Origin of the sequence: Paenibacillus sp. FSL K6-0276, assembly GCF_037977235.1 — a bacterium.
In the GTDB taxonomy this organism is placed as follows: Bacteria; Bacillota; Bacilli; order Paenibacillales; family Paenibacillaceae; genus Paenibacillus_AQ.
On the sequence record NZ_CP150276.1, the window covers coordinates 246,166 to 264,413 of the forward strand.

12 protein-coding genes, 1 pseudogene and 1 riboswitch are annotated in these 18,248 nt (G+C 41.7%); of the genes and pseudogenes, 6 read left to right on the plus strand and 7 right to left on the minus strand.

Features of this window, described 5'->3' with window-relative positions:
• Nucleotides 1-40 precede the first annotated feature (40 nt).
• Nucleotides 41-127, plus strand: a riboswitch (cyclic di-GMP riboswitch).
• Nucleotides 128-239: 112 nt separating this feature from the next.
• Both MHH52_RS01190 and MHH52_RS01195 read left to right on the plus strand, forming a co-directional pair.
• A complete protein-coding gene (locus MHH52_RS01190) occupies nucleotides 240-887 on the plus strand; it encodes a class D sortase (RefSeq protein WP_340006122.1) in 648 nt (215 codons plus the stop codon).
• A 46-nt stretch (nucleotides 888-933) separates the two neighbouring features.
• Nucleotides 934-4,191 (plus strand): Cna B-type domain-containing protein, encoded by a 3,258-nt coding sequence (locus MHH52_RS01195; protein WP_340006124.1) that lies wholly within the window; start codon nucleotides 934-936, stop codon nucleotides 4,189-4,191.
• A 157-nt stretch (nucleotides 4,192-4,348) separates the two neighbouring features.
• Here the strand turns inward: MHH52_RS01195 and MHH52_RS01200 are convergent, their stop codons facing one another.
• The 4 genes from MHH52_RS01200 to MHH52_RS01215 all read right to left on the minus strand — a co-directional run bounded on the left by MHH52_RS01200 (nucleotide 4,349) and on the right by MHH52_RS01215 (nucleotide 9,402).
• On the minus strand, nucleotides 4,349-5,530 hold the full coding sequence (locus MHH52_RS01200) for a hypothetical protein (RefSeq protein WP_340006126.1): 1,182 nt from the start codon (nucleotides 5,528-5,530) through the stop codon (nucleotides 4,349-4,351).
• Between the two features lie 78 nt (nucleotides 5,531-5,608).
• The gene (locus tag MHH52_RS01205; protein ID WP_340006128.1) at nucleotides 5,609-6,535 is read right to left on the minus strand and encodes an ROK family protein; all 927 of its coding nucleotides are present in this window, start codon (nucleotides 6,533-6,535) and stop codon (nucleotides 5,609-5,611) included.
• Entirely contained in the window at nucleotides 6,525-8,357 is a 1,833-nt protein-coding gene (locus MHH52_RS01210) for a class I mannose-6-phosphate isomerase (protein WP_340006130.1), read from the minus strand. Before MHH52_RS01210 ends, MHH52_RS01205 begins: the two co-directional genes overlap by 11 nt.
• 136 nt (nucleotides 8,358-8,493) lie before the next feature.
• Nucleotides 8,494-9,402 carry an AraC family transcriptional regulator gene (locus MHH52_RS01215; RefSeq protein ID WP_340006132.1) on the minus strand — a complete coding sequence of 303 codons (909 nt, stop codon included), beginning with the start codon at nucleotides 9,400-9,402 and terminating at the stop codon, nucleotides 8,494-8,496.
• Nucleotides 9,403-10,134: 732 nt separating this feature from the next.
• Here MHH52_RS01215 and MHH52_RS01220 point away from each other — a divergent pair.
• Nucleotides 10,135-10,326: pseudogene (locus MHH52_RS01220) on the plus strand (MFS transporter); the annotation flags it as partial.
• A gap of 168 nt (nucleotides 10,327-10,494) precedes the next feature.
• On the opposite strand, the gene MHH52_RS01225 reads toward MHH52_RS01220, so the two are convergent.
• The 3 genes from MHH52_RS01225 to guaD form a co-directional block, all read right to left on the minus strand.
• A complete protein-coding gene (locus MHH52_RS01225; protein ID WP_313636583.1) occupies nucleotides 10,495-11,646 on the minus strand; it encodes a glycosyltransferase in 1,152 nt (383 codons plus the stop codon).
• A 170-nt stretch (nucleotides 11,647-11,816) separates the two neighbouring features.
• Nucleotides 11,817-13,169: a solute carrier family 23 protein gene (locus MHH52_RS01230; RefSeq protein ID WP_340006135.1), complete on the minus strand. Its 1,353-nt coding sequence runs from the start codon at nucleotides 13,167-13,169 to the stop codon at nucleotides 11,817-11,819.
• A 38-nt stretch (nucleotides 13,170-13,207) separates the two neighbouring features.
• Complete coding sequence (gene guaD / locus MHH52_RS01235) at nucleotides 13,208-14,572, minus strand: guanine deaminase (protein ID WP_340006136.1); 1,365 nt, start codon at nucleotides 14,570-14,572, stop codon at nucleotides 13,208-13,210.
• A 255-nt stretch (nucleotides 14,573-14,827) separates the two neighbouring features.
• Here guaD and MHH52_RS01240 point away from each other — a divergent pair, with 255 nt between their 5' ends.
• The 3 genes from MHH52_RS01240 (at nucleotide 14,828) to MHH52_RS01250 (ending at nucleotide 18,163) form a co-directional block, all read left to right on the plus strand.
• Nucleotides 14,828-15,016, plus strand: coding sequence for a hypothetical protein (locus MHH52_RS01240; RefSeq protein ID WP_340006138.1), 189 nt, complete (start codon nucleotides 14,828-14,830; stop codon nucleotides 15,014-15,016).
• Nucleotides 15,017-15,417: 401 nt separating this feature from the next.
• Nucleotides 15,418-17,613: an ABC transporter ATP-binding protein gene (locus MHH52_RS01245; RefSeq protein WP_340006140.1), complete on the plus strand. Its 2,196-nt coding sequence runs from the start codon at nucleotides 15,418-15,420 to the stop codon at nucleotides 17,611-17,613.
• The gene (locus MHH52_RS01250; protein ID WP_340006142.1) at nucleotides 17,606-18,163 is read left to right on the plus strand and encodes a DUF1854 domain-containing protein; all 558 of its coding nucleotides are present in this window, start codon (nucleotides 17,606-17,608) and stop codon (nucleotides 18,161-18,163) included. The genes MHH52_RS01245 and MHH52_RS01250 overlap by 8 nt, the downstream gene beginning before the upstream one ends.
• Nucleotides 18,164-18,248: the final 85 nt, after the last annotated feature.

The window sequence follows — 18,248 nt, forward strand, 5'->3', positions numbered from 1 at the left end:
TTGGGGTATATCTGCACTAACGACAATTACATAATTTTGATACACTATTTGGCACACTAATCGAAAGGTTAGCTCGCAAAGTTTAGGAATCTAAGAGTCTATGACTTATGATCGTCCGGCCGCAATTAACATCGTTAATGCAGTCGGGCGTTTTTGTGTTGAGAGGAACTAAATATAAGATCAAGGAGGGAGATTTTGAGAAGGGGTTTACAAGGAAAGAAGAGGGGGTGAATGGGTAGATGAGTAAAAAAATTACAGCGATCCTGCTGATCGTTGTCGGAGTCATGTTCATGGTATTACCAAAAATGACGGAGATGTATCGCGATTATCAGCAGGAACAAATATTAAAGGAATGGCAGGCTATTCTTCATAATATTGACAGCACGGAAGAACCTATGGAGCAAATGCAGAAAGGAACCGTGAAGCTCACAGCTACCCTCCCCACAGCTCGAGGCAGTGAAGACGATAAAACAGTCAATTCTCAAGAAGATGACGCTGCAGAAGGAATTCTGACGATTGGAAACATAGATTTAACGCTTCCCATTCTTCATGGAGCAACGCAAGAAAACATGAAAAAGACCGTCGCCAGTATCGTGAATACGGGTAAGGCGGGCGAAGTCGGAAATTATGCGGTAGCCGGTCACCGAAGTCGGACATATGGGAGAAATTTTAATAGGCTGGACGAACTGACTTTGGGGGATCACATCGAGGTTGATAATGGAAAAGAGCAGTTCGAGTACACAGTAACGGAAAAGTTATATGTCAAGCCAGATGAGGTTTGGGTACTGGAACCTAACGGTAAGGATAAGGAAATTACACTGGTCACTTGTGATCCGATTGTAAACCCTACCCATCGTCTGATTATTAAAGGAAAAATAGTAGAGTAGACTCAAGGTAACTTGGGAGAAAACAGAGATTCGGAGGTTAGTTAGTATGAATATACAGTTAAAAAGAGTATTTTCAACTTTTTTAATTCTTATGATTTTTATGGTTACTTTAGGTCAGAGCATTGTTCCTTTAATAGCAAATGCAGAAGAATTAAATACAACAGGATTTGTTGATAGTTTTAAGATTGACAAAACAACACTAAATTACGGTGAACAGACTCAAATAACAGTGAATTTTAGCGATAAATCCGGAAATAAGATGAAGGCTGGAGACACACTGACCTTAACGTTACCTCAAGAATTACAAGGATTTACTGGATTGATCCCATTAAAGAATGAAGAAGGGACTGATTTTGGTACTGTTAAAGTAACGACTACAGAAGTGATATGCACATTTACTGATGTGGTTGAGAACCTTGAAAATATTAGAGGACATTTTTATTTTAAAGTTATGGCATCTTATGTAGCAACGAATGAAACGAAAACCATCGAAACCGATCTGGGTACAACTTTAAAGAAGCAATCGGTAACCATTATTGGTCCAACTGAGGGCGGAACATCTTCGCGTTTTTTCGGAAAAGTTGGCGATATTCTACCGAACAATACTAATGAGGTGCGTTGGGCCTTATATGTAAATAGTGCACAGAAATATTTGGATAAGGATATTGTTATATTAGACAATTTACAATCAGGACAAACGCTTAAGGAAAATAGTTTTTCGATAGCAATTAATGATGATTATATATCAATGGACCAAATCCAAAAGTATGGAATTGATATTACGTTTACTAGCGATACCTCATTTAAGGTTGAGATTGATAAGGATCAAGCCAACGGTAATAAATTTTTAATTAATTATAAAGCGAATATCACTGCAGATGGAAAGAAACAAGAGGCTTTCTATAATAATTATGAGGTCGATTACCAAATTTGGCATGAAGATCCGGTAACTAATAAAGGCGAAACCAAAGTTAAGAATATTGACATGGGTGGCGAAGCCGACGGTGATTTACCACCTAAAGGAACGTTGCGAATTGTTAAGCATATTGCAGGGAATGAAGAAAAAGGTATTCCGAATGTTTTATTTAAGCTGTATACAGAGTCAGGTCAGCAAATAGGAGATACCTACAAAACAGATGCAGAAGGTAAGGTTGAAGTTCCTGACTTAAAAGTAGGAAACTACTATGTACAAGAAATTAATGCTCCAGACTATTTGGATTTTGATCCAGAGGCAAAAATAAACTTTACCATTGATGCGAATGCTGAAAAAGGTGTAGAGCTTAAGATTCCGAATAAAGTGAAGAAGACGGACGTTTCAGGAACAAAAACGTGGATTGATAATAATGCATCAGATCGCCTAAGCATAATCAAAATAGACTTACTACAAAATGGTACTGTGGTTCAAACACAAGACGTAACAGCTGCAAATGATTGGAACTACACGTTTAAAGATATACCTGCGTATGATGCTGACGGAAATGCTTATACGTACACAGTAAAAGAACAACCGGTAGCAGGATACAAATCCGAAGTAAACGGTTTTGATATCACTAATACAAAAAGTGGTCAAACCACAGTAGAAGGAACGAAGACGTGGAAAGATGGGAACGCAGAAGATCGCCCAAGCAGTATTAAAGTCGACATATTGCAAAATGGTGAAGTTATCCAAACCCAAGAAGTAACAGCAGCGAATGGTTGGAAATATGCATTTGCGGATTTAGCGACATATGATACAAATGGAAAAGCGTATACGTATGAAGTTAAAGAACAACCAGTAGCAGGATACAAATCCGAAGTAAACGGTTATGACATTACGAATACAAAAGTGGCACAAACAACTGTAGGAGGAACGAAAACGTGGAAAGATGACAATGCGACAGATCGTCCAATCATCAAAGTAGATTTACTGCAGAACGGTCAAGTCATCCAAACCCAAGAAGTAACAGCAGCGAATGGTTGGAAATATGCATTTGTAGATTTGGCAACGTATGATGCAGATGGCAAAGCATATACGTATTCGGTAAAAGAACAACCGGTAGCAGGATACAAATCCGAAGTAAACGGTTATGACATTACGAATACAAAAGTGGCACAAACAACTGTAGGAGGAACGAAAACGTGGAAAGATGACAATGCGACAGATCGTCCAATTATCAAAGTAGATTTACTGCAGAACGGTCAAGTCATCCAAACCCAAGAAGTAACAGCAGCGAATGGTTGGAAATATGCATTTGTAGATTTGGCAGCGTATGATGCAGATGGCAAAGCATATACGTATTCGGTAAAAGAACAACCGGTAGCAGGATACAAATCTGAAGTACATGGTTATGACATCACGAATACAAAAGTAGCACAAACAACCGTAGAAGGATCAAAAACGTGGAAAGATGACAATGTGTCGGATCGTCCAATCATCAAAGTAGATTTACTGCAGAACGGTCAAGTCATCCAAACCCAAGAAGTAACAGCAGCGAATGGTTGGAAATATGCATTTGTAGATTTGGCAACGTATGATGCAGATGGCAAAGCATATACGTATTCGGTAAAAGAACAACCGGTAGCAGGATACAAATCTGAAGTACATGGTTATGACATCACGAATACAAAAGTAGCACAAACAACCGTAGAAGGATCAAAAACGTGGAAAGATGACAATGTGTCGGATCGTCCAAGCACCATCAAAGTAGACTTACTGCAAAACGGTCAAGTCATCCAAACCCAAGAAGTAACAGCAGCGAATGGTTGGAAATATGCATTTGCAGATTTGGCAGCGTATGATGCAGACGGCAAAGCATATACGTATACCGTAAAAGAACACCCAGTAGCAGGATATAAATTCGAAGTACATGGTTATGACATCACGAATACTAAAATTAAGGATTCAGGCGTACCTCCAACAGATCCAGGTGAAAAACCTAAGGATCCAAGCGTACCTCCAACAGATCCAGGTGAAAAACCTAAGGATCCAAGCGTACCTCCAACAGATCCGGGTAAAACACCGACGGAAATAGGGGAACCACCTACAAATCCAGTAGATCCACCTGCTCCGGTCCATACAATACAGGAACAACCAGTACCTAAAGGAACAAAAACGAATGATTCTACACCGAATGAAGGTTATGACAAGACAGTACCTACAGGAACAAAAACGAATGATTCTACACCGAATAAAGGTTATGACAAGACAGTATCGCTTCTTCCTAAAACGGGAGAATCGTCTGCAGGAACGATCTTCAAGGTTGTAGGTATGTTATTACTAATCTTCGGAGTCATCCTATACGTTCGTCGTCCTAGAGCTCAATAATTACCGGTTATCCGAGAAAACGTTTAAACCGAAACGTGTATATCCCTAAGCAATGAATAACAGGCTCCACTCAAAAACTGAGAGGAGCCTGTTATTATTTATTGAAGAGTTTGTCCATATAATCATATCAAGATATTCAGCATCCTTCATTCCCAAATTAGCGAATTCTCCAAGCTAGAATACCGGCGTTCATACTACGGCATGCATTCATCGCAACTTCAGGCGTATGGTATTGTTCTCCCCAAGCCACGAGATATCGGAATTCATAGAATCCACCCAAAGTGGCTGAGAAGTTCGTCTCCCAATAATTATTCATCGTCCAAGCATATAAATGACCGGGATCCTGCTGTAGCTTGGCATCTCCATTCAGCAGACGGAACCCATGATTTAACGAGCCGAGTTGAATGAGGGGCGTATCTGGCATGGCAATAGCGACACCATCATGGGCTGTTACATAAGCAGCGCCTTCGCCTAAACAATAGTAATCTGCCAAGCTTCCGGTCAATTGATCTTTGCGAGGGCGTGTTAATGCATCCATTTTATCGATCCATAATTGCTCGGATTCACTCGTTATTGGACTTCCGAAAGGAAGTGAAATATACAAATTCTCAGGGGCCCATACACTGTCCTTGTGCATACGGACTGCCACATCCACTCGAGGGTGATTGACATAAGCCGTAACAAGCAAAGAATAATGGGAGCAACCGGCCACCTCGAATGTCAGCTGGACCGTACCATATACATCGCCTTGTGAGATGACTTCTACGTTGGTGAGGACACCTGTAGAAATAACGGCATCGGGACCCTTTCGATTACGTCCCATTTTTCGTCGCACTTCATACATCTCTTGAACATTGGATGCATGAGTCACATCATACACTGGGGTAAAGGCATGGTGATTACGATCCTGACGCAACATTTCCTTCTTCGTACGTTTATCAACCCATGATGTAATACCCGCTCCTTTAGCCCATTCGATCTTTACGAACGGGGTATCGATATAGGTGGATGTAATCTTAAATGGTTGCTGGTCGCTGGTCACATCCAAATCCATCATACGGTCGGATCCAACATAATCGTTCCGATACGCGGTTTTTAAGTTGTTTCGTTTTACTACCTGAATATGGACGGTTTTCTCCTCTCCGGCCTGTAGCGTAACGGGAAAACTTACAATAACACCTCGCGGTGCCTGTCTGAGTTGAGAGATATATAACTCACCGCTGTCTACATCCCGGACTTCAAATCCGTCTTTAATGAGATCGTAGTGCCAGCTCTCCATAATGAGCTGAGCGAAATCCTCTTGAGCATAATCGAAAGGGTTATAGAGCTTAAATTTCATTGGTCGATCCGGGGATAGAAGTGCGTCTCCCTTTTGTGTTGGATTAATGGCATAGCATGATATGGCCTCGACTTGACTTCATTTTTCAAACATACGCGAAATACCTATGAATGTTTTCTCCAGCAAGTTAACCGAAGTGTAAATTTGAACTTGTTGTGGCTTTATATGATCCTGAAGGGCATTACCAAATAAATCATAACTTTTAGAAATTTGTCCTCCGAGAACGATGAGGTTTGGTTCATATCCCTTAATATACGGAACGAGCATTTCGGCAAGACGTTTACCAAACTCGGAGAAAACCTCTTTGCAGGGAATACTGCCGAGTCTCGCTGATTCAGCGAGCTCCTTCACATCCATTCCAGGCTGGAAGGCTCCAAGATCTTTTGCAAGCTGCAGCAACCCTCTTTTGGAGAAAGCATCATCGATGATTCCGTCTTGGTATGGATGGTTGTACAGCCATCCATTAGCAGGGATACCTTGGCCTTGGGTCTTAATCTGCGATTGATCGATATAGGCAGAACCGAGCCCGGTTCCCAAAGTCAATGCAATAAAGCGATGCTGAGGGAAGCCCAGACTTACACCAAGCGCAAACAGTCTAGCATCATGCTCAAAACGGATTTCCGCCCTTTGAAGTCGCTTCGCCCATGTTCCGTCCTCTTTCTCCATCCGTTCGTAGAATGCCTTTTTTAGATTCACCCCATAAAGGGATTCGAATTTACCCAGTCCCTGTACATAACAAATTCCTTGCTTGAAGTCGAATGGGCCTGGAAAGGCCAAGCCAATATGCCAATGACAATCTAGTTCATTTCCTGTGAATTGTGAATGATAGAATTCGTATTGAGATTTGAAAATGTTCATAAATTGATCGAGAATGATCTCTTTATCTTGATCTGCGAGAGAAGGAAATTCCCGCTGACTTGCTGATAGGGGAATATGGTTCTCTACAATGCATGTTTTGATGAACGTTCCTCCCACATCAAGTGCAATGACGATGTTACGCTTCAAGGAGACTCACATCCCAGGCTTTAGATACGCCAGCTTTAATTAATTTGCACGGTTCTTTGCCAAGGTTGATTATCTTATATTCCCCGAAGTCAGCAGGTAGGATATAGGATTCGGCATACCTGAACTCTACAAAAATGGATTCATCCGCACATGAAACGATCCGAACTTGTTCACCCTCAACCAGATTGTACATGACCATCTCGTTCTCTGTATTAGCTTTCCATGTATTATTTAGGTGTACTCGGTGTACATAGAATAGTAAGTCATCACGCTGGCCTAATACATACTCCTCGTTGTCCCCTTGGGCTTGAAGCAGGGTAGGGGTTGGAATCAGATTTTCTTCTACCCATTCTGTTTTTTTGTAGAAATCAATATTGTCGAACGCATGATCGATGTTAATCGGACGCGGTTTACCATCTAATCCTTTACGGAGATAATCATAAATTTTAAAGGTGAACCACCATGTGGTGGATGAGATTTCTAGAACTAAGTTATCTGTCCCAGATGCATGTACAGTCCCTGTCGGAATAAGATAGAGATCCCCTTTCTCCGCAGCATAGGAATTTACATAGTCCGTAAACTGAATGGGGACACCGGTTTCCTGAGCGGTTTGCACGGCTTCATAGAACCCTTCTTTGGTGCATTGCTCAGTCAGTCCTAAATAGACCTTGGTATCGCCTTTTTTCTCCATAATATAATAGGATTCCTGCTGCGTCATAAACTCGTTGAACTGGTTACGAACGTACTCCTGCTTCGGATGGACCTGGACTGACAAGTTACTACCACCAATAGTATCCAGATAATCAAAACGGATCGGAAAGTAATCTCCGAATAGCTTGACGAGCCGTTCTCCGAGAATATTGTGGTGTTCATAATGCATAATGGTGAGAAAAGGGACCTCGATCTGCTTACCTTCATATTCCAAAATGATCGAGTTTTCTGGGGCGATAGGTTCAAAACCCCAACCACAATTGGTCCAATCCTCCGGCAAATCGGCGAATTTTTTGAGGAATTGACCACCCCATACACCAGGTGCAAAGAATGGTTTTACGCGCATGGGTGCTTTGGCAATGTTGAAGATCATTTGGCGCAAAGTATAGGTTGTTGTCAGAACGGGGTCTCCCGGCTGATTCATATCGATATAATAATGGGTAAGCTCCAAAATTTGCTTGCGATAGGTTTCGAAAATGGGCCATTCCACAAAAAGAGATATTTTGTACTTTTCCACACTATCCCGGTTCCAGCTGAAACCGAAATTCAGCAGCTGTTGCTTATGCTCCATTTGTTGATACTCGCGGGAGACATCCAGGAAATAAGTAATGTCAAACATCCCTTCACCAAGCCAATATGACCCTGGGCCAAATGTTATAAAAATTGTCGGCAATTCGGATGATGGAATAGCTGCTACGGCATCATTCATGATAATAGAAGCTTCATACTTGGCATTAGGTCTAAAATAATCTTCGATCGTTCCTTCTGTAAAATATCCAAACGCACGGTTGTCTGTAATATTAGGATTAAAATGTTGTCGCAGCTCTTCACTTGTTTTTAAGAAACTGCTGGTTCCTAATACAAAGACGCGGTGACCACTGTGTTCAAGAGACTCCACAGTTTTTTGGAGAATAGACTGAAAATCGGCTCCATGTGTGCCGTCAAAGGTAACACGTATGATGTCGCGTTGACCCTCTTCGGCCAAAGAAACTATTGGAGCTATAATCGCATCAAACCCATGCTGCAAGCCGGGCTCGGCAAAAGGAGCCTCTGAACCAGGCTGGATAGGATGATGAAGACGAACAGGATTGACAGGTCTTTTTTGAAACATTCAAATCACACCCCTATTACATACTGTAGATTCATTGTAAGGATTATAAAGCTTTAAATCTTTAGAAATACACTCCTGTTTTTTGTACAATTCGGACATCATTACATGGGGGAGAAGAATGACATTTTGTGCAATATTATGTTTGTTTCTTTTTTTGCCTTCCATCTGAGAACTGGGATTTTCGAAACTTGGCGGGGGCGACACCCAGCTTTTTTGTGAATACACGGGTAAAATAATGAATCGAATCGAATCCAGTACGTTTGGCAATATCCTTAATGGCGATGTCACTGTTAAGTAGCCATTTTTTTGCTTTTTGAACTCTTCGTTCCTGAACATAATGTACAAACGTCTGACCCAGCTGGGATTGAAATAATCTTGATAAATGCCGTGAGGAAATACCAAGCTCTTGAGAGATATGCTCAATTCTCAAAGGGGAAGATAAATTATCCTCGATATAAAGCTTAGCCCGCTTTAGCAGGCGATGCTCCTCGGTATTTTCATCCAAGGAATTCACACTTAGATCCGGCACGGAAGAGAGCCCATGTAGAAAAGAAAGAAACAAGGAGAGAACAAGATGCTGTACCATATCCTTGGAGGCGGGTTGTTTACTCTCAATGAGGCTAAAGATCGTCTGCCAAATCTGAGCGGAAATGTTAGCATTTTTCGGTTCAGCTATGATTTTTCCACAGTGGATCAAGCTTCGGAAGTTCCTAGAATAGGTTTCGGAAGTCCGTGACTCGTCGATCTCAAAAGCAATGAAAAATAATGTAAGGCCCTGCTCGCTACGGATTTGATGCCATATACCGGGTCTTGAGCAGAATAAGGTACCATCCTGCAGTGGATAATCGATTCCGTTATCCGAGTATTCTCCGCAGCCTTCATGTACATAACAGATTTCGAAGAATGAATGCCGATGCAGAGAATTGTTGTAATGAAGAGGCATGAACCCCCAATATTGAATCCGAAATGAAACCTGATCGTCGGCAATTTGCGATATATGTTGATTGAGTAGGGCGTTTGCTCTTCTGAAATCTTGATAAGGCATTATAAACCCCTCCAAATGAACTTATAAATCTAGTGTGGGTGGTGCACTTGCTGCTGCAGTGACTCTAATGGCTCGTGACAGGAAGGCTCCTCATATTTGTTTTCAAATGCTACTTTATTCAGTGACAGATGCAAGACAGATTACGGAATCCATTAAAGAGTTTACAGACACACCGCCGTGGAACTCCAGACTTAATGAGAAAATGTGAAAGCTATATCTCAAGAATGGAGTAGTAGCTGGCAAAAGAGAATATGCAACTCCTATGGAAGGAACTTCATTTAACAACTTGCCTGATGACTATGTTGAAATTACAGAGTTTGATTGTTAGCGAGAAGAATTGTAGACTAGATTCTTAAATATCTAGCGGATTTTATTTACCTTCTGTATATATGCAATTCTATACTACTGGTTTGTAATTTCAAACCTCATCGCTATAGATCGAATCGGGTTAATGAACTATATTTATAGTAACTGAACATAGGAAGTTCATTATGATGTGCCAAGGGGAGGTCAGGTATTAGCAAATTCCATTTACGAGTTGATAGAGCAATCTCCGCAAACGATCAAACCACTCAGTAGATACACTTCCTTTACCTTGTAAGCTTCCGGTTACTATTTCGCTTTCCTTCAACATCCTTTCCAGCCATCAGGTTGAAAATATATGTTCCTGGTATCCCAACATCGTCAGATAATGTGAGTGGTATTCGAAATCACATCTCAAGCTGATTTTTCCGAGCACCAAACGCAGGTACTGGATTAATGATGCCAGTACTCATGAATACGATTCTCTTAATATATCCTCCTGAAAAGAGAGGAGCGGCCATGGGTAGTATCGGACTCGTCATGATGTTAGCGCCTGCCATTACCCCAACACTTTCGGGTATCATTCTAGAATCATTGGAATGGAGATGGCTATTTTATATCAGTACAGTCCGTGAAAAATTGTGGCTTGGCTCCACATGTCCACGCCTTCATCCATATAGACAAGAAAAAAGACACCTTGAAGGGTGTCTTTTTTCTTGTCTATATGGACTATTCAGAAGAACCATGCAAATTTGATTAATCCGAATTGCATGTTGATAAAGGTTAATCTTACTCCACCAATTTTTCAGCCTTCACCAACATTTCTCGTAATACATGAGCGACACGGCTTTTTCTTCTCTTTACTTTTGCATTTATTCGTCGTAACGACTTTTGGTATGTTGCGGTATCGTTGGGTTCATAGAACTGTTTGGCTGAAATCCGCAATGTTCTTCTTAACAATAGCGCTGATGAACGGGTTAACTTAGATCGGTATCCCCTCCGTAAGACCCGCAACGTATGTTTATATTCCTCTAAGTTCTCGGATGGAGAGAGAAGAGCGAACAAATTTAATGAGGAGTCATTGAATCCGTAACTTTTAAACATGATCTTCACATTTTCAACATTTAGGACATTTCCTCTGAAGTGGGTTGGATGCTCTTGGTGAACGCCGACAACCTCTTTGATGCTGCGAAAAGGGATTTTTAATCGATGTAGTCGATAGCCAAGATCCCAGTCTTCGAGTCCATAGAGTATAAACTGTTCATTAAAACCTCCAGCACGAGTTAACTGGCTACGCCTTATGGATACACAACGAGTGACGAGTAATATCCAAGGAGCTACATCTGTTTTGGCAAATTGCTTTTTAGTATTTGGGGGAACTCTTGAGGGGAAGATGACTTTTGACAAGGCCTCCGTCTGCTGAAGGATATCATCTGGTGTGATTAGTGGGATAATTTCAGTCGCTGTTTCAAAGTCGGGATTCCATAAGTTGGAGGGGGTGAGTGTATTGCGACAATGTTCTTTTTCCTCAGGAGAAAAGTCTGGGTAATAATGGGTGTAAGCATTATCCCACGAGTGAGGGATACCTGAAAGGACGGACTTAGGATATTTACGATGAAACTGGTTTACAATCCTAATGAATTCAGGGAACACCAAAAAGTCAGCATCGCAGAATATGATAAATACCCCTTTTGCATGGCTCACCCCTAGATTTCTCACGGCAGATCGACCGCGTTGCTCTGGACTTGACGCATAAATAAGAGAATAGGATGATTGAAAGCCTTCAACCATTTCCTTTGTACCGTCTGTAGAACCGTCATCTGCTACAATCACTTCAAATTGCTGCTTCGGATAGGTCTGTATTTCAAATGAAGCCAATGTGAGCAATAGCTGCTGGAGTCGATTATAGGTTGGAATAATGATGCTATAACGGATAGCCACTGTGATCTCCCCCTGCCTATTTATTAAAAGCCAGTGAATAGGATAGCTAATGACAATATATTCAAGGAGTTTAGCCTGGTCTAGTCAAACGCCTTTAAGGTTAGAAATAGGCAGGATTTAAAGCGGGCCAGCCCCAAAAGGATAAATACCTTTTGGGGCTGGCCCGCCTTTTATTTTCCACTTGGCAATAATTTATTCAATAAGATCGCTGCCAATGAAGCGGCTAGGATAGGTGAGCCCAATAAATATTGCACGAAAGAAGGTAAGGAATGTAAGTAATCGCTAGGAATGAGTACCAAAGCTAACGTAATAATCATCGGTATTGCAATAATATACATTTCTTTTTCGCCAATCGTTACGTTCTTCATCACCTGCACACCGTTAATTGCGATGATCCCGCAGACGATAGCGAAGACGCCGCCGATTACAGCGGAAGGAATCGAAGAGATTAAAGCAGCTAGTTTACCAGAACAACCGAAGAGGACAAACCATCCTCCTACAGCGAGAAAGACTCGACGGCTGGCAACACCTGTGATGGAGATTATACCTGCATTTGTTGAATAACCTGTAACAGGTGTTGAACCGAGTGCAGAAGCAATAAGACAGCCAATCCCTTCACCGATAACACCTTTGTTAATATGTTCATCTGTTAAAGGCTTATCGATCACATTGCTGACAGCAAACCAGGTACCAGTTGTTTCAGCTAGCAGTACGAGATAAATAATGACCATGGTGATAATAGCAGAAAAGTTGAAAGAAAATCCGAAATCTACAAAAGCGATCCGCGGCATGCTAAACCAGTTGGCGTTGTTAATCGCTGAGAAATCTAACACACCCATCATTTTAGCAGAGATACATCCGACTACTAACGCCATCATGACGGAAATAATTCGGAAGATAGATCCTTTATTACGGAACATAGAACCGAGAATCACGAATAAAAGGAGTGTACCAGCTGAAATAAGGGCCAATAACACGTTCTGATTGATTGAAGCGCCTGAGGCTCCATAGATATTGTCTCTTATGGCAACGGGCAATAAAGAAAGACCTACTATGAATATGATCGTACCACCTACAATGGGTGGGATAAAGTTTTTAACGATTTTATTAAAAATCCCGACATAGCCCAAAATAATAACCAGGATCGCACCAATTAAACTGGCACCTAACACGGAACTCCAACCTAGCTCCCCGCCGCCACTAGCGGCATAAATACTGACGATCGCACCAAGTGGAACATAAGAGGGACCTTGAGCGATAGGAAGCTTCATACAGAAATAAGTCTGTACAATCGTTGCAAGTCCAGCAGCAATAAAGGTAGATTGAATCAACGCGCTTGACTGATTCGGTTGTAAGCCGATTAACATTGCAATAAGGAAAGGAACCACATAAACGTCCATTGCCAATACATGTTGAAAACCTAGGATGATGGATTTACCGAATGAAACTTTTTCATCGGGTAGAACGGTTAATAGCTGTGTCTTCAATGGAGCTTGATCTTGCACGTTTGCTTGTGTTTCCACTCAGATGCCCACCTTAAATTTTCTAGTTTAATCGATCTTTAACGTGAATGAACTTTTTTACCCTGTACCCAGACTTCACGGATATTCTCAGGTCGAGCCAGATACATCATTCTTTGAAACACGTCCTGTAAATCTTCATTTCCATCAAAGATAGGCAATCTAGCCGATGGTGTTTTCGTATCGATAATTTGTACATCCCATGTATAGTTTTCTTGGATACGACCGATAGGTAAGCTTAAACTTTCACCACCACCAGCAGTAGCAAAATAGAAGGATTCATCAATCGTGATTCGTGATCCCAGTAACCCACGCTCTTGTGCAGGAAGGGAGGGATTAACGCCATCCTCTAGCATTCTTGAAGACATTACAGCTTGTCTTATGTTATCGAAGAGACTAGGTGAAAAACCTCCGGAAATATCAGACCCTAAACCAATCTCCACACCCTTGGAATGAAAATGAGCGATAGGGATGACGCTATTGGCAAAATAAGCGTTCGATATCGGACAATGCGCAATAGCCGTTCCTGTCTCCGCAAATAAATCTACATCGTCTTCATCTAAAAAATTGCAATGTGCCATGACAGATTTATCACGGAGCAGACCGAAATCATGCAAGGCAAAAGCATCGTTCTTCTGGAATCGTTCTTGCACATAACCGTGCGCCCAATCACTTTCACTACAGTGCGATTGAATATGAGTATCATATTTGGCGGCTAAGTCTCCTAAACCTTGCAATGCCTCATTTGTACAGCTTGGAATGAACCTAGGTGTCACTACTGGATAAACGCCTTGCTTAGTAGATTTGGCTAGTTCTTTTACAGCTAGGATAAATTCTTCCGTATCTTTAAGTGCGGTGTGTGTGTCAGTGTCGCGATAGTTTTCTGGATTTCCCTGAGGGTCGTCCATCACGACTTTTCCAACGAGTCCGCGTTGGCCTTTATCCGCACATATTTGGGCTAATAATAAGCTGGCTTCTTTATGCACCGTTGCAAAATAAAGTGCTGTAGTGGTTCCGTTCGCGAGTAAAGTATCAACCACATCATCGTAGACCTTTTTTGCAAAATCCAGGTCCGAGAATTTAAACTCCAATGGGAAGGTGTACGTATTTAACCAATCATAGAGTGGAATGTCTAACGCAGTTCCAGATTGAGCCCACTGCGGGGCGTGAACGTGCAAATCGATAAAGCCAGGCAGTAAATACTGACCTTCATCTAATCGATGGAAATTGTCTTGGTCTTGATAAGTATCTAGTAAGGGTTGATAGCCGGGGTGCTCTGGTGCGACGATTTTTTCTATCATCCCATCCGTATTAATGCAAAAGAGATGGTCTTTTAATATTTGAATTTCTTTTGGTGATTTACTAGAAAATGAAGTGCCCAGGAATATTTGCATATATTCAGTCATGATTTCCGCCTTAATGTTCGTCTTTTGGTGTTCGTTTGTTATTATAATCCGTAAAAAAGGATAAGTCCATAGTAAAAGTCGAACGAAGGCGAGTATTGGGAGTTAGAAGTTCAATTCGGGTATACTTCGAGGGTGAATTCCTATTAAGTCAGTTATCGTTACGTAAAATGTATGCGGTTACTTAATTATGCTATAATACTTATAGATTAATTATATTAAGAGTTTAAAAAAAAATGGGTTAGGAGTGTTACTGAAATGAGAGGATATAATATTTGGCGCCCGCTCATGCTGATTATTGTCGCGCTGCTTACAAGAAGCTTGGTTACTAACCTTTGTATTTTGTTGGGTATGCAGGCTGGAGTAGCGAGTAGTATAGGTACGCTCGGCATGGTCATTGCCGGCTTAGTGATGTATAATCGCATGAACATTCGCCGTCGTAAATAATGTGCAGATTTCTAGAATCCGATCCATCCGGTTGTTTAATAAGTCATGAGTGCAATCGTATAAACTGCTTGAAATTACCGCAGGAACATTTATTAACCCGTTATACATAAAAAAATGAATCCATTTTTAACTACGAAGGCTCTAATTTAGGTGTTGAATTATGAGGTCATCCCACCAACAGAAGAGTTACAGCGGATTTGTTTTTAGAGCCCCATGATTTTGTTTACATTTGATCAATTTTTTCACAAAAGACAACTATAGGAAGTAATGAAAAGGACATCTTTAGGGGTGTCTTTTTTGGTTGCTCAAGTAACTATACAAAATAATTATAGTCATTCTTTCATCTTTACCGCTGTAAATATATGTGAGTAAATAGATGGATAAAGAAGGGGGAGAAAAGAATGCTACATATTGATAAACTTCCCAAGTCTATAGAAATGCAGCTTACGGAACAACCGTTATTTCACTTTATGTCTGATTTAATGAAAGATGGCCAATTCGGTGAGCAGTGGCTTGTATTGACTGAGAAGGAAGTTTCCGTTTGGGGGACGGACGGGAGAATGGTTTCGAAGCTTTTTGTTTCGAGCATAACCGATGCCCGAGTAGTAGGCGGAGTAGGCGGAGGTTCGTTACTTGTTGATACTAAAGAGGGTCCAATGATTCTTATACGTTATACAGCATCACTTACCTCTATATTTGGATTTGCGTCTAAATTAATTGCTGCTGTGGCTAAAGGCGAGGAGCGGCCAACGGCCTCTGAAAAAGAATTCCCAAGACATTGTCCAAAATGTCGCAATCCTCTACCAGATGATTCTCAAGCTTGTCCGGTATGTAAAAGCAACGGCAAGGTTCTGTTTCGGATGCTCAGTTATGCCAAACCTTACAAAATTCAAATGATTGCAGCAGCGATTATGTTGATTTTTACTACATTGGTAGAGCTTGTTCCACCTTTTTTGACCAAAATGATTGTTGATAATGTGTTAACAGAAAAGGATATGGGTTCCACGCTTCTATGGATTGTGATCGGGCTCGCAGCCACATCTCTGGTGGTGACTGTAATGCAGACTGTGCGTGGACTTATTGGGGTGTGGATTGGTTCCAAAATCATGGGTGATCTGCGTCATGATGTGTATCATTCCTTGATGAAATTGTCGTTATCTTTCTTTGATCGAAGACAGTCTTCACAATTCATTGGACGGGTGAATAATGACTCAGAGGCGATGCGGCAATTCATGACCGATGGCGTAATCTGGGTCTCGGGTGAATCTTTGCGGGTGATCGCTATTTTCACCATTATGTTTAGTATGGATTGGAAGTTAACGCTGCTAGCCATGTTGCCTATGCCGCTTATGGTCGTACTGTCGACTGTATTATGGCCAATGATTGGTAGACGTTGGTACCAGCAGTGGAGATCCATTTTCAGACTAAACGCTTTGGTTGGCGATTCTCTGCAGGGGATTCGTGTGGTTAAAGCATTTGGTCAGGAAACTACGGAAATGTCACGTTATACAGTCGCTAATAAGGAATTGGTTCGGCACAATATTCGGATTGAAGGCTTGTGGCAGGGGATGTTTCCCGCTTTTGCGTTAGTTGCCGGTGTAGGTACATTATTGATTTGGTATTATGGCGGCAGAACGGTGCTTGATGGACAATTATCCATTGGTACACTAATCGCTTTGGTTACTTACCTGGGTATGCTGCTCGGACCTTTGCAATGGGTAAGCCAAATGATCAATTGGGCCAGTCATGCAATTTCAGCGGCGGATCGGGTATTCGAGATTATGGATACACCATCCGATGTGCCTGATACTGCGAACCCAGCTGACATCGGTCGTGTAAATGGTGAGGTAGAGTTTAAACAGGTCACTTATGGATACGAAAAACATCATCCTGTGCTCAAGAACGTGGATTTAAAAGTGGGTGCAGGAGAGATGATCGGTCTGGTCGGACATTCAGGTGCTGGAAAGTCGACCTTCATCAATATGATCTGCCGATTCTATGATACAGATGAGGGGACTATCACCATCGATGGTGTGGACATCCGAAATATTAGCCAGTCTGACCTGCGGAGTCAGATCGGCGTAGTGCTACAGGAGACGTTTCTATTCGACGGCACGATTGCTGAGAATATCGCTTATTCTAAACCGGACGCAACGGAGTTGGAAATTATGCGTGCCGCAAAAATAGCGAATGCCCATGATTTTATCGTTCAGTTGCCGGATGGCTACGACACTAGGGTAGGAGAACGTGGACATAAGCTGTCCGGCGGGGAGAAACAGCGAGTGTCTATTGCCCGAGCAATAATTCACGATCCGCGGATTCTAATTCTGGACGAAGCAACAGCCTCAGTAGATACGGTGACTGAGCGGCAAATTCAAGAAGCGATTTCGCGTCTGGTCAAAGGCAGAACGACATTCGCGATTGCCCATCGATTGTCTACCTTAAGAAATGCGAATCGGCTTGTCGTGCTGGAACGCGGTAAGATTATTGAGGTGGGTACGCATGAAGAATTGCTTGCAGTGGAAGGGGCTTACTTCAAACTGGTTGAGGCACAGAAGGAAATGTCCCAGATCAAGGGGGTAGAAATGAATGAGTGATCCAATCAGCGTCAGTGATGAATTGAAAGCTAAAGATAAAGATAAAGATAAAGATAAAGATCCCTATGAAATTAACATTTTTGAACCGGGTATGATCTCCTTCAGCCGTAGTCAAGGCGGGGTGTTTCAAGGCGTGGTAGAAGGTAAGGTTTATGAAGAACTAATCCTTTTTCGTATATTTCCTTTTCAATACAACACCCAGTATATTTCTGTGCGTAATTCTAAGAGTGAGGAGATTGGTGTCATTCGTGACATTGATCAGCTGGATGAAGAAAGTCGGGCGGAAGTGGACAAAGAATTGCAGCTACGATACTTTCTTCCACTTGTTACCCGTATTGATTCCATCAAACAGAAGGCAGATATGTGGATTTGGGAGCTGCAAACGAATCTGGGCCAGACCCGAATAGTCATGCGAAACCTGCATGAGCATATGCAATACCCGAGTCTTAACCGCATCATACTGACTGACATCAACGGAAAAAGATGCGAAATTCGTGATTATTCATCTTTAGATATTCAGAGTCGGAATAAGCTAAAAGACGTTTTATAGTAGAGTTAGGAAAGTGTTCGGTAGTTTATACTACTGAGCGCTTTTTTGATCTGTGTAAACATCCGCGTTCAGCCCTCCTTTTATG